General features: G+C 60.4%; 11 protein-coding genes. 9 read left to right on the top strand and 2 right to left on the bottom strand.

Annotated elements, in window-relative coordinates; genetic code table 11:
* Positions 1-51 precede the first annotated feature (51 nt).
* The 6 genes from WC026_RS10195 (at position 52) to WC026_RS10170 (ending at position 7,385) form a co-directional block, all read left to right on the top strand.
* On the top strand, positions 52-987 hold the full coding sequence (locus tag WC026_RS10195) for a LysR family transcriptional regulator (protein WP_372710812.1): 936 nt from the start codon (positions 52-54) through the stop codon (positions 985-987).
* A 177-nt stretch (positions 988-1,164) separates the two neighbouring features.
* Complete coding sequence (locus WC026_RS10190; protein WP_372710811.1) at positions 1,165-1,695, top strand: formate dehydrogenase subunit gamma; 531 nt, start codon at positions 1,165-1,167, stop codon at positions 1,693-1,695.
* Positions 1,692-3,257: a formate dehydrogenase beta subunit gene (locus WC026_RS10185; protein ID WP_372710810.1), complete on the top strand. Its 1,566-nt coding sequence runs from the start codon at positions 1,692-1,694 to the stop codon at positions 3,255-3,257. Before WC026_RS10190 ends, WC026_RS10185 begins: the two co-directional genes overlap by 4 nt.
* 56 nt (positions 3,258-3,313) lie before the next feature.
* Positions 3,314-6,211 (top strand): formate dehydrogenase subunit alpha, encoded by a 2,898-nt coding sequence (fdhF, locus tag WC026_RS10180; protein WP_372710831.1) that lies wholly within the window; start codon positions 3,314-3,316, stop codon positions 6,209-6,211.
* 30 nt (positions 6,212-6,241) lie between these two features.
* Complete coding sequence (gene fdhD, locus WC026_RS10175; protein ID WP_372710809.1) at positions 6,242-7,060, top strand: formate dehydrogenase accessory sulfurtransferase FdhD; 819 nt, start codon at positions 6,242-6,244, stop codon at positions 7,058-7,060.
* Between the two features lie 64 nt (positions 7,061-7,124).
* Complete coding sequence (locus WC026_RS10170; protein ID WP_372710808.1) at positions 7,125-7,385, top strand: formate dehydrogenase subunit delta; 261 nt, start codon at positions 7,125-7,127, stop codon at positions 7,383-7,385.
* A 69-nt stretch (positions 7,386-7,454) separates the two neighbouring features.
* On the opposite strand, the gene WC026_RS10165 is transcribed toward WC026_RS10170, so the two are convergent.
* The gene (locus WC026_RS10165) at positions 7,455-9,539 is read right to left on the bottom strand and encodes an elongation factor G (RefSeq protein WP_372710807.1); all 2,085 of its coding nucleotides are present in this window, start codon (positions 9,537-9,539) and stop codon (positions 7,455-7,457) included.
* A 371-nt stretch (positions 9,540-9,910) separates the two neighbouring features.
* Between WC026_RS10165 and WC026_RS10160 the strand changes: the two genes are divergently transcribed.
* Positions 9,911-10,159, top strand: coding sequence for a hypothetical protein (locus WC026_RS10160; protein ID WP_372710806.1), 249 nt, complete (start codon positions 9,911-9,913; stop codon positions 10,157-10,159).
* Positions 10,160-10,254: 95 nt separating this feature from the next.
* Here the strand turns inward: WC026_RS10160 and WC026_RS10155 are convergent, their stop codons facing one another.
* The gene (locus WC026_RS10155) at positions 10,255-11,457 is read right to left on the bottom strand and encodes a pyridoxal phosphate-dependent aminotransferase (protein WP_372710805.1); all 1,203 of its coding nucleotides are present in this window, start codon (positions 11,455-11,457) and stop codon (positions 10,255-10,257) included.
* 165 nt (positions 11,458-11,622) lie between these two features.
* Here WC026_RS10155 and WC026_RS10150 point away from each other — a divergent pair, with 165 nt between their 5' ends.
* Positions 11,623-12,279, top strand: coding sequence for a hypothetical protein (locus WC026_RS10150; RefSeq protein ID WP_372710804.1), 657 nt, complete (start codon positions 11,623-11,625; stop codon positions 12,277-12,279).
* 66 nt (positions 12,280-12,345) lie between these two features.
* A complete protein-coding gene (locus WC026_RS10145; protein ID WP_372710803.1) occupies positions 12,346-12,831 on the top strand; it encodes a hypothetical protein in 486 nt (161 codons plus the stop codon).
* The last annotated feature ends 32 nt before the right edge of the window (positions 12,832-12,863 follow it).

Genomic DNA, 12,863 nt, shown 5'->3' with positions numbered 1-12,863 from the left:
CCGCTGGGGAAACCATGATGGTCGCGGCTCTCTCACTCTTAGAGAGCATTTATGGATATTCGACAGCTTCAGTACCTCGTCGCGCTGGCGCGCGAAAAACACTTCACACGCGCCGCCAGCGCCTGCAACGTCACGCAACCGACGCTCTCGGGTCGCATCCGGCAGCTTGAGCTTGAACTCGGCGTCCCGATCGTCGAGCGCGGCCAGCGCTATCAGGGGCTGACGCAGGAAGGCGCCCGCGTCCTCAAGTGGGCTCAGCTCATCCTGAACAACTGGGCATCGATGCACCAGGAGCTGGCGCACCTCGCGACCAGCGATTTCGGACTGACCGGGCGGCTGGCGTTGGGGGCCATTCCGTCGGCACTCCCGATGATCCCATATCTGACACAGGCCGTTAGAAAGTTGCACCCGCACATCGACTTTACCGTGATGTCGATGAGTTCGGAAGAAATCCTGCGCGGGCTTGACGATTACTCGCTCGACGCGGGTATAACTTACCTCGACAATGAGCCAATCAACGGCCTGATCGCGACGCCCCTTTACACGGAGCGCTACAGCCTTTTCGTGCCAGCCGGGCATCCGCTCGCCGGACAGCCGATCGTCAGCTGGGGCGAGGCATCGAAGCTGCCTCTTGGGCTGCCGACCACGAACATGCAGAACCGCCGGATTATCGACCGAGCTTTTCGCACGGCCGAAAGCCGTCCGGAACCAGCGCTGGAGACGAATTCGGTCGTCAACCTCTATTCCAGCGTAAAATTGATGGGTCTCGCGAGCATAATGCCGGAATATATCGTCGGCATATTCGGTGAAGATCCTGATGTTCACGCGATCCCGTTAACCTCCCCTAACATCGCTCAGAGCGTCGGCATGATCACCGCCGACCGCGATCCCGTCGCCCCTTTGATCCGGGCCTTTCGCGAAGCTGCCGCGTCGTTTTCGACGCATGGCCTTGCTGCGGTGCAATTGGCCAACCAGAAGATTACTTAAACTATGGGCCTACCATTAGTTTTCGCAGTGCATCATTGTTGCCGCCTATGACTGGATCGGAGATACCAATTTGATCCGAGCCATAAAATAAAACACTAGAAAAATGCGGCAAAGTGCGCATCTAAATAACAAGTTCGGCCGAGAATTGCCGTCGGGCCGTCCGAGGAAGCGCGCCACATGGCGAAAAAAGTTGGACGTTCACCTAAAGGGCTTCACAAGCCCGAAATTCAGCCCACGACGCCCGTGCAGATTGCGGCGGCGGCTATCTGCGCCCGGCACGGCAACAAGCCTGATGAGCTGCTCGAGATTTTCCACGAGATGCAGCACGACCTGGGCTATGTCCCGGAAGAAACTTTGCCAATTATCGCGAAGGTCCTTAACCGCTCGCGGGCCGAGATCTATGGCGTCCTGACCTTCTATCACGAGTTTCACCGTCATCCCGTCGGCAAGCACGTCGTTAAGATTTGCCGGGCCGAAGCTTGCCAGGCGATGGGAACGGACGAACTCTGCCAGCACGCGGAATCCAAGCTTAACGTTCCCCTCGGGGGAACGACGGCCGACGGCGCGGTTACGATCGAGCAGGTTTTCTGCCTCGGGAACTGCGCTCTCTCGCCAGCCGTTATGGTAGGGGAAAAACTTTACGGCAGGGTCGATTCAAAGCGTTTTGACGAGATCATCGCTGGCCTTGAGAAGGAGGCTGCGGAATGAGCACGATATTCGTCCCTCTGGATGCCGCAGCATTGTCGATGGGCGCCGACGAAGTCGCAGACGCCATCGTGAACGAAGCCAGCAAGCGCAAGCTTGACGTTCGCGTGATCCGTAACGGGTCGCGAGGCATGCTTTATCTTGAGCCTCTCGTTGAGGTCGAGACGCCGAAAGGACGCGTCGCGTACGGACCAGTCACGGTGAAGGACGTCGCGGGTCTCTTCGAATCCGGGTTTCTTGAAGGGAAAGAGCACAAGCTCGGCCACGGGCTGACGGAAGAGATTCCGTATTTCAAGAACCAGGAGCGGCTGACGTTCGCGCGTTGCGGCATCACCGATCCGTTTTCGATCGAAGACTACCGCAAGCATGGCGGTTACGACGGCCTGACGAAGGCCCTCGCGATGAAGCCGGTCGATATCGTTACCGAGGTGACGACGTCGGGACTGCGCGGACGCGGCGGCGCGGGCTTTCCGACAGGTATTAAATGGAAAACCGTTCACGACCTTGCCGCAGATCAAAAGTACGTCGCGTGCAACGCCGACGAAGGCGACAGTGGCACGTTCGCCGACCGTATGCTGATGGAGGGCGACCCCTTCTGCCTCATTGAGGGCATGACGATCGCGGCCGTCGCCGGAGGCGCTACGAAGGGCTATATCTACGTTCGCTCCGAATACCCGCATTCGGTCCATAACCTGCGTCAGGCGATCGAAATCGCGCGGGCCGCGAACTGGCTCGGCGACAACATCCAAGGGTCGGGGTATTCGTTTGACCTCGTCGTGCGCATGGGCGCCGGAGCCTATGTTTGCGGCGAAGAAACGTCGATGCTCGAGAGCATCGAGGGCAAGCGCGGACTCGTGCGTTATAAGCCGCCGATCCCTGCGATCGAGGGCCTGTTCGGCAAGCCGACGATCATCAATAACGTGATGAGCTTCTCGGCTGTCCCGATCATTCTCGCCAAGGGTGGCGAGTTCTACAAGAATTACGGCATCGGCCGTTCGCGCGGCACGCTGGCGTTCCAGATCGCCGGCAATATTAAGTGCGGCGGCCTCGTCGAGAAAGCCTTCGGCGTCACGACGCGGCAGCTGATCGAAGATTGGGGCGGTGGCACCTACAGCGGGCGGCCTGTGCGCGCCGTGCAGATCGGTGGTCCGCTCGGTGCGTATCTGCCGGAGTCAAAGTTCGACGTGCCGATGGACTACGAGGAATTCGCCAAAGTCGACGCGATGGTCGGTCATGGCGGTCTCGTCGTGTTCGACGATACGGTCGACATGGCGAAAATGGCCCGCTTCGCGATGGAATTCTGCGCGATCGAAAGCTGCGGTAAGTGCACGCCATGCCGCATCGGTTCAACACGCGGCGTCGAGGTGATGGATCGCATCATCGCCGATATCGACCGCGATAGGAACATCGCGCTTCTCGAAGATCTATGCGAAACAATGACTGACGGTTCGCTATGCGCGTTGGGTGGCCTTACGCCGTACCCCGTGCGAAGCGCTTTACGCGGTTTTCCGGATGATTTTCATAAGCCGGCGCCAAACAAATTTCTTGCTGACGCTGCTGAATAAACTTCACGCTTCAACGACCTCGACGAGGACGGATTATGAACCAGCATATAAAGCCGATGACGCTCATCAAAGAGACGGACTACGGCACTAAAACACCGGAAGTTCATGAGACGACCAAGATGGTCACGCTCGAGATCGATGGCCTTGAGATCAGCGTTCCGGAAGGGACGTCGATCATGAACGCCGCGATGCAACTCGGCATTCAGATCCCGAAGCTTTGCGCGACGGACAACCTCGATCCATTCGGGTCGTGCCGGCTCTGCCTTTGCGAAATCGAAGGCCGCCGCGGCACGCCCGCGTCGTGCACGACGCCGGTTGCGCCGGGTATCAAGGTTTCGACGCAGAACGATCGCCTGGCGAAACTGCGCCGCGGCGTGATGGAGCTTTACATCTCCGACCATCCGCTCGACTGCCTCACCTGTGCGGCGAACGGCGACTGCGAGCTGCAGGACATGGCCGGTGCGGTCGGCCTGCGTGAAGTCCGCTACGGTTATGACGGCGAGAACCACGTATTCGCGACCCGCGCCGATGGTTCGGTGAACGATCGCTTCAAACCAAAAGACATCTCGAACCCCTACTTCCAGTTCCAGCCGTCGAAGTGCATCGTCTGCTCGCGCTGCGTCAGGGCTTGCGAAGAAGTGCAGGGCACGTTCGCGCTGACGATCGACGGGCGCGGTTTCGCTTCGCACGTGTCCGCCGGCATGGATGAACAGTTCCTGGCGTCGGAATGCGTTTCGTGCGGCGCCTGCGTGCAGGCCTGCCCGACCGCGACATTGATCGAGAAGTCGGTGGTCGATATCGGACAGCCGGAGCACTCGATCATCACGACGTGCGCCTACTGCGGCGTCGGATGCGCGTTCAAGGCGGAGATGCGCGGCGAAGAACTCGTTCGCATGGTGCCCTACAAGGATGGCGGCGCCAACGAAGGCCACTCCTGCGTCAAGGGCCGCTTCGCATTCAGCTATGCGACGCATAAGGATCGTATGCTGACGCCGATGATCCGTGAGAAGATCACCGATCCGTGGCAGGTCGTGACGTTCGACGAAGCGATCAATTACGCAGCCAAGCGTTTCATGGAAACGCAGGCCAAGCACGGCCGCAGGTCGATCGGCGCCGTTACGTCTTCGCGCACGACGCTCGAAGAGATCTATTCGGTGCAGAAGCTTGTCCGCGCGGCGTTCAACAACAACAACGTCGATACCTGCGCGCGCGTCTGCCACTCGCCGACCGGCTTCGGCTTGAAAGTCGCGTTCGGCGAAGCCGCAGGCACGCAGGATTTCAAGAGCACGGATAAGACGGATGTCATGCTGGTCATCGGTTGCAACCCAACCGACGCGCATCCGGTCTTCGGCTCGCGCATGAAGAAGCGCCTCCGCGAGGGCGCTAAGCTGATCGTCATCGATCCGCGGCAAATCGAACTCGTCGATTCTCCGCACGTCAAAGCCAACTACCATCTGCAGTTGATGCCGGGCACCAACGTCGCGGTCGTCAACGCAATCTGCCACGTCATCGCAACCGAAAATTTGATCGACCGCAAGTTTGTCAACCGGCGCTGCGAGAAGACCGATTTCCATCGCTGGGAAGAGTTCATCAAGCTGCCGGAGCATTCTCCGGAAGCGATCGAGCACATCACGCGCGTACCGGCTCAGATGATCCGCGAAGCCGCGCGGCTGTACGCGACCGGCGGCAACGCTGCGATCTATTATGGCCTCGGCGTTACCGAGCACACGCAGGGTTCGACGACCGTCATGGCTTTGGCCAACCTCGCGATGGCGACGGGCAACCTGGGCCGCGATGGCGTCGGCGTGAACCCGCTACGCGGTCAAAACAACGTGCAGGGCTCGTCCGACATGGGTTCGGCGCCGCACGAATACCCTGGCTATCGTCACGTCTCGAACCAGGAAGCGCGCGACATCTATCAGAAGGAATGGAATCGCGAGCTTGATCCGGAACCCGGTCTGCGCATTCCGAACATGTTCGATGCGGCGATCGACGGTTCGTATCGCGGCATGTTCATTCATGGCGAGGATATCGCGCAGTCCGATCCCGACACGCATCACGTCGAGGCGGCACTGAAGGCGATGGACATCGTGGTCGTGCAGGATCTCTTCCTGAACGAAACAGCGGCGTTCGCGCACGTCTTCCTGCCGGGTACGTCGTTCCTTGAAAAGGACGGCACGTTCGTCAACGCCGAGCGCCGCGTCAACCGCGTGCGCAAGGTGTTCCAGGAAAAGCAGGGCATGCCGGAGTGGGCCATCGTCGCAAAGCTCGCGACCGCGATGGGCTTCCCGATGTACTACGCAACCGCGTCCGAGGTCATGGACGAGATTGCACGCACGACGCCGTCGTTCGCCGGTATTTCCTACGAGAGCCTCGACAGGCTCGGCTCCATCCAGTGGCCGTGCAACGATCAGCATCCGACCGGCACGCCGATCATGCACATCGAAGAGTTCGTCCGCGGCAAGGGCCGCTTCATGTTGACCTCGTACATGGCGACCGACGAGAAGGCGAGCAACACGTTCCCGCTCATCCTCACGACCGGCCGTATCCTGTCGCACTATAACGTCGGCGCCCAGACGCGGCGCACCGATAACATGGCATGGCATCCCGAAGACGTTCTCGAGATGCACCCGTACGATGCGGAAATCCGCGGCCTCAAGGACGCTCAGATCGTGTCGCTCACGAGCCGCGCCGGCGCGACGTCCATTCGCCTGAAGGTGTCCGAGCGTATGCCGCAAGGCGTTGTCTACACGACGTTCCATCACCCGGGCACAGGTGCGAACCTGATTACGACCAGTGCGTCCGACTGGGCGACCAACTGCCCTGAATACAAGGTGACCGCGGTGCAGGTCATACCGTCGAACCAGCCATCCGATTGGCAGGCCGAGTGGAATACCCGCAACGTCGAAAACAAACGTATCAGCACGGAGAAGAAGCTGGAGCCTGCGGAGTAAATCCGCGGCTCTGTCTCGAAGTCATCTGCAATGGGCGTTATGGCGAACGTGATTTCTCGACAAGGCGGTGACGAGTCCTTTTGCTCGTCCCCCGCCTTGGGCGAGGCCATTGTCGCCGGGACGGTGCAGGTCGTCACGTGGCAACTCCCGCAAGAAACGCCGGTGGCGTTGCAGATCAATTCCGAGCCTTACACCGTCATGATGGCGACGCCGGCGGACCTTCGCGACTTCGCGTTCGGGTTTCTCGTCGGCGAAGGCATTCTCAAGAATTCGAAAGAAATACGGGGCGTGCTTGAGATGCCAGGCGACGAGGGCATCACGGTCGACGTCGCGGTTCCTGAAACAGCTCTTGAAGTCTCACGCCTGGCGCGCCGTTCGATCGAAGGCAGGACAGGCTGTGGTCTATGCGGCATCGAGGATATCGCGTCGGCGGTGCGACCGTTGCCCGTGCTTGACCGGCACTGGACGCCAGCGCCTGAGGCCATCGAACTGGCGGCGGCGACACTGTTCCAGCATCAGCCGATGAACCAGCACAATCGCTCCGTACACGGCGCGGCGTGGGTTTCGCGCGATGGTGAGATCAAGCTCGTGCGCGAGGATGTCGGACGTCACAACGCGCTCGATAAATTGATCGGAGCGCTGGTGCGCGATGATCGCGATGTCCGCGACGGCTTCGTATTGATGACGAGCCGATGCAGCTTCGAACTCGTACAAAAAACGGTGACGGCTGGGATCGGCGCGCTCGTGACCGTTTCCGCTCCGACATCGCTGGCGCTCGAACTGGCGCGCAAATCGAACCTTTTCCTGGCGGCGCTCGCCAAGGGAAAGCCCGTTGTCTTCAACTCCTGACGCAGCCCTGTGCTGGTCGACAATGCAATCCGGTGGGTAGATGGAAAACGAAGTTCTCATTACGATGGCTAATCAGATCACGGATTTTTGGTCCCCCTACCCAAAACCCGAGGCAACGGAGAGCATCGCGCGCCACATCCATACGTTTTGGGACCCGCGCATGCGTGACCAGATGAAGTCGATCATCGATGACGGGGGCCGCGGTCTGTCGCCGCTCTTCATCGAGACCATGAAAGATTATTTCAACGGCCCAAAAACTCCTACAAAGCCGGGTCCTGCGCCTGCGCCCGGGGCAAAGCCGAAGGCCGGGTCTCCGGCATCATAACTTCCGCGCAAACGAAAAAGGGTGGCGATAGCCACCCTTTCCGCATTTGGTCCATGTTGCACTCTGGCGTTATTCGGCGGCCGCGCGGCTCGCGCTCAGCACCTGGTCTTTCAATCTGCCCGACACTTCCGCCAGGTGATCGAAGCCGAACGTGAATGAGCCGACACCCGCCGTTGCGGATCTGAGATCGATAATCAGATTATCCATCTCCGCTTCCGGAATGTGCGCCTCGATCACGTCCCATCCCAACCAGCCCGAACGCGCGTCAAATCCGAGGATCTGCCCGCGCCGCTGCGAGATGATGCCGTTGATGCGAGCGTTCGCTTCGGATGGAACCGCGATCGATACGGCCATGACCGGCTCGAGCAGAACGGGATTGCACTTGGGCATGCCTTCCGCCATCGCGAGGCGGCCAGCCTGCCGGAACGCCATGTCGGAGGAATCGACCGTGTGGTATGAGCCGTCGGTCAACGTCACGGCGACGTCGACGACAGGGAAGCCGAGCGGGCCTTCCGTCAAATAATCGCGCACGCCGATCTCGACCGACGGAATGAAGTTGCGCGGGATCGCACCGCCGGTGATCTTCTCCGTGAACGTGATGCCGGTCGAGCGCGGCAACGGCTTGATGTCGAGCTTCACATCGCCGAACTGCCCGTGCCCCCCCGACTGCTTCTTGTGGCGTCCGCGAATTTCGGTTGCCGAGCGGATCGTCTCCTTGTAGCCGACGCGGCGTTTCTCACGCACGACTTCGATGCCGTACTTGCGCAACAGCCGTTCGAGCGCGACGCGCAAGTGCATCTCGCCCTGCCCGTGCAGCAGGATCTGATGCATGTCGGCATTGTGCTCGACCGTCAGCGAGGGGTCCTCGTCGACGAGCTTGGCGGCGGCCGAGGACAGCTTCACTTCGTCCTTCCGATCCTTGAGACCGAGGCCGATCGCCAGGACGGGCTGCGGCGGCTTCGGAATGGGAATTTGCGTCACCGCCGACTTTCCGACACCGATCGTCTCACCTGAGTGAACAGCGTCGAGCCGTCCGAGCGCGACGGTATCGCCTGCTTTGGCGCCGCCGCACTTCGTCGTTTCCTCGCCGCGGACCGTGAATAGTCCGGCGACGCGAACCTCCTGGCCATCGCCGCCCGTGACCGTGGCGTTATCGGGAATGTCTCCAGCGAGCACGCGTGCAAACGACAGCTTGCCGCCGGACTTGGTGTGCAGGCTTTTGAAGACGTAGGCCGCCGACTTGACGTTTTCGAGCTTGTGCCGCCGTGCCGTCTCTTCGACGAAGGGGCATTCGTGCCGGAGCGCTTTCAGCAGCCGCATGATGCCATGCCCCTCCTGCGCGGAGCCGAGCAGAACGGGGCAAATCATGCCGTCCTTGAACTCTTTCGCGAGATCGTCGAACACGCGATCGTTCGGCGGGGGGATGTCGGTGAGCAGCTGTTCCATCAGTTCGTCATCGTAGTCGGCGAGCTTCTCCAGCATGTCAAAGCGGGCTTCCTTCTCGCGCGACGCAATCGCCGAAGGCAGTTCGACGATCTTGCTTTCGGCGTGCTCGCGATAGACGTAGGCGCGCTCGGACGCGAGATCGATGAAGCCCGTCGCGATGCCGTTTTCCCAGATCGGGATCTGGCGGAGGACCAGCGGCTTCGAACTTGCCGGCTGCAATCCCGGCATGATGTCGCGCAAAGGCGTTTGCGAGGCGTCGATCTTGTTCAAGAAAATCAGATGCGGAATTTGCGCGTCTTCGAGCTGCTTCAGGATCACCTGCAGGGCCGCGACGCGTTTCGGGTCGGCTTCACACACCACGACCGCCATATCGCAGGCCGGGAGGGCGAGGGCGCCTTCATGGGCAAATTCGACCGATCCAGGGCAATCGATGAAAGTGAACTTATCTTCGAGGAAGGAGACATCGGCGACGTTGACGCCGACGCTCATGGCGTGCTCGCGGGCTTCCGGGGTGTTGTCGCCAATCGTCGATTTGGCTGCGATCGAGCCGGCACGCGAGATGCCGCCGGTGCGTGCAAGAATAGCTTCGAGAAGAGTGGTCTTGCCGCTTGCGAAGGGTCCGATCAGCGCGACGCAACGTGCGCCTCGGACCCCGCCCCTGGCTCCTTGAGCGCCATTTCTGCCCTTCGGGCCATCTGAACTCGTCATGATTGCCTCCGACGTTGTGAGGCGCAGACCCACGCTTTGGCCGCACCCCGCACCTCGGAAGGATACGGCAGTGCCATGCTCGCTCGAAAGCCAGCGTGGCACAACCGTCTTAACCGGGGTCGGCCGCACAGTTTCGTGAAACTTTCATATTGCGGTGCAGTAGTTCTCCAGAGGCGCTGATTTGTTTATTGCATCGCCGAAACTACTTTTCGCTCAAGGCGCTAGGGTTCGTCTCAAAATGCAAAAATCACTTGAATAACTTTAAACTTGCATCATCATGAACTCATCCGCGTTTGGCGCGTTTTAAGGGGTACGAGCGCATAATGCGGAGAGAGCCGGAGGGATTTGGCTCAGGAATGCGAGGCTGGGTTATGAGTATCGAAACACTGATGTCCGCGGCAAACGCTGCCGGGTACGTTATGGCAGTCGAAGATGAACTTCCCGACGCCTTCGGTGCAGAACCGACGGTGTTTGAGTTCAAGGCGCAACCCACGACCGCAATTGCGATCTGGCGCCCCGTGGTTCCGGATATTGACGGTCGGCCCCTGACCGGACATATCGCGCACGCCTGGGATTGGTTTACCGGTCGCTTTGTCGGCAACGGCGCGACGGCGGCTTAAGCTAGGCCATCCAAATTAGAGCGTGTTATGCGCGCAAAGTCTTTTGCGCGCTTTTTGTTTGTGAACGACCCGAATAATCCGGCCAAGCTCGGCCGCTACGAAAGGTTTCCGCAAAAGCGCTGGATTCTCGTGCACGACTCTTTCAGCGCCTCGGTCGAGGCTGCATAGGACACGCGGAACGACGGCGAGCCTTCGAACGCCGCGCCGTGGACGACCGCAACGCCCTCTTCTTCCAGAAGCGCCGTCACGAAGGCTTCATCGTCAGAAATCTTGACGCCGCCTTTGCTCGTCTTGCCGATCAGCGCCTTTATGCTCGGATAGACGTAGAACGCGCCCTGCGGATTGGGGCACTGGATGCCCCTCGCCTGGTTGAGCATGCCTACGACCAGATCGCGGCGGTCGACGAATATCCTGTTGTTCTTCGCGATGAAGTCCTGCGGCCCGTTCAAGGCTTCGACGCCGGCCCACTGGGTGATCGAAGAAGGATTTGACGTCGACTGCGATTGCAATTTGCGCATCGCGTTGATGAGCTGCTCCGGTCCCGCCGCATAGCCGAGGCGCCAGCCGGTCATGCAGTAGGCTTTCGACAGGCCGTTCATCGTCAGCGTGCGCGCATAGAGGCGCGGCTCGACGGCCGCGGGCGTCGCGAACTTCAGGCCGTCGTAGAGCAAGTGCTCGTACATATCGTCTGTTAGGATCCAGACGTGCTCATGGCGAAGCAGAACGTCGGTCAGGGCTTTGATGTCGTCGGCCGAATAGGCTGTGCCGGTCGGGTTCGACGGCGAATTGAAGATGAACCACTTCGTCTTCGGCGTAATCGCCTTTTCGAGCGCATCGGGCTTCAGCCGGTATCCGTCTTCCAAAGTCGTCGGCGCAAAAACGGGCGTGCCGCCGCCGAGCAGGACGATGTCGGCATAGGAGACCCAGCACGGCGCCGGGATCACGACTTCGTCGCCGGGGTTGAGCGTCGCGAGCAGCGCGTTGTAGAGCACCTGCTTGCCGCCGGTCCCAACGGAAACCTGGCTCGGCTTATAATCGAGGTTGTTGTCGCGCTTGAACTTCGCGACGATCGCCGCTTTGAGTTCCGGAATGCCGTCGACGTCGGTGTATTTGGTCTTGCCCGCGTCGAGCGCGCGCTTCGCGGCTTCCTTGATGTTTTCAGGCGTGTCGAAGTCCGGCTCACCCGCCGATAACGAGATGATGTCCCGTCCCTGCGCCGCAAGCTGTCGAGCTTTCGTCGAAACGGCGATGGTGGCGGACGGCTGGATACGATTCAAACTGTCGGCGATGAAGCCCATGATGCGCCTGTCATTCGGAGGAGGTGCGAATAGATCGTTTCGCGACTGCGAAAGGAACGGCGCGGACCCTAATTCCAATGATTCGCGACCGCAAGCCGACGTTTTGCCAATGTCCCTGCGCCACCGCCGCAGGCCCTCGCCACGGTCTAATCTCTTTGGCTGGTGATGCGCGCCCGCAACTTAAGACGGATGAAATCGCAGAGCGCGCAATTGCACGGCGAGCGCCACATTCCGGACCCATGCGCGCCAAGAACCATCGGTCAACTCCCCCTTAACGGCTCGTCATTACCAAATCGATTTGTAGCGGAGGGATTTGAAACAATGGCTGCCAGCGAGATCGCCGATCGGAATTCGCCAGCCCGCGACTGGCTCCACGACCGGCGCCCGAAGCGTCGCCATCGTCTGCTGCGGCCTGTTTTCGACGCCCTGGGCGCCGCGCTGGTCTTCGTCATGCTGACCGCAGTCGGCGCGAGCGCGCCAGTCAAGGCCTGCGCGTTTTCAGGCGCTTTCAGCGCGATGGAACGTCCGCTTGCCCCGCACGCCATCAAGGCGATCGCCGAGAGCGGCCCGGCGCCGATCATCGAGATTGCGACGACCAGCTCGGCGCTGAGCCCCGACGCCGTATTTCGCAGAACCAGCAGTACTGCCGCATGGGGCCTGTGGGGCCTGTCTCTGTCGCTTCTGGCGGCGCTGAACTTGAGTTTTTTCAGGCACTTGCGACGCGTCTATGTTAACCCAAGGATGCGTGGCGCAGCTTCGAGGCAGCGTTATCCGCAGGACGCGACCAGCGAGGCTATTGAATTGCCGCATTCCCGTTTGTAGGCTTTGTTCAACGAACCTTTCCGTCTCAACCGGCTTAATGTCCGACGACTCTTGGAGGTGCGAAGTATGACGAGGCAACAGATCCGGCCGTTCTGGCTTGGCCTCACCGTTGGTGCGACGGTCGCCGTCGTCGCCGCGACCTCGTTCTTCGCCAGCAGCGAGAGGGTTTTGAGAACGAGCTTCGCGACCGCGCTCACGCAAGCCTCATTGCCGGCCAAGGACGTCGCGTCCATAACTCCGGTCTCGGGCTCGGAAGACTATTGGCTGTCGGCCATGCGCCGCGACGACAGTTCGCCGATCACCAAGGCGGTGTCCGTCGGTGACCAGATTTCGCTGACGCTCGACGGCCATAGCCGCACGTTCGCGGTTGCGTCGGTATCGGATTTCGCACCGCAGATCACCGAAATCGATACGTCCGCTGGACCGGAGCGCTTCATTCTGGTCACGGCCCGAGATGTTAAAAATCCGAAGGAGCGGCCGATCCGCTTCGTCATGGAAATCGACGGAGCCAACGCGATGATCGTCGGCAGCCGCGGCGGCCGGACATTGTAATCGCTAGCAATCTGTTTTGACGAACCGACAGC

This window comes from Hyphomicrobium sp. (assembly GCF_041674905.1).
Classification (GTDB): Bacteria; Pseudomonadota; Alphaproteobacteria; order Rhizobiales; family Hyphomicrobiaceae; genus Hyphomicrobium_B.
This window is presented reverse-complemented; position numbering and strand designations above follow the sequence as displayed.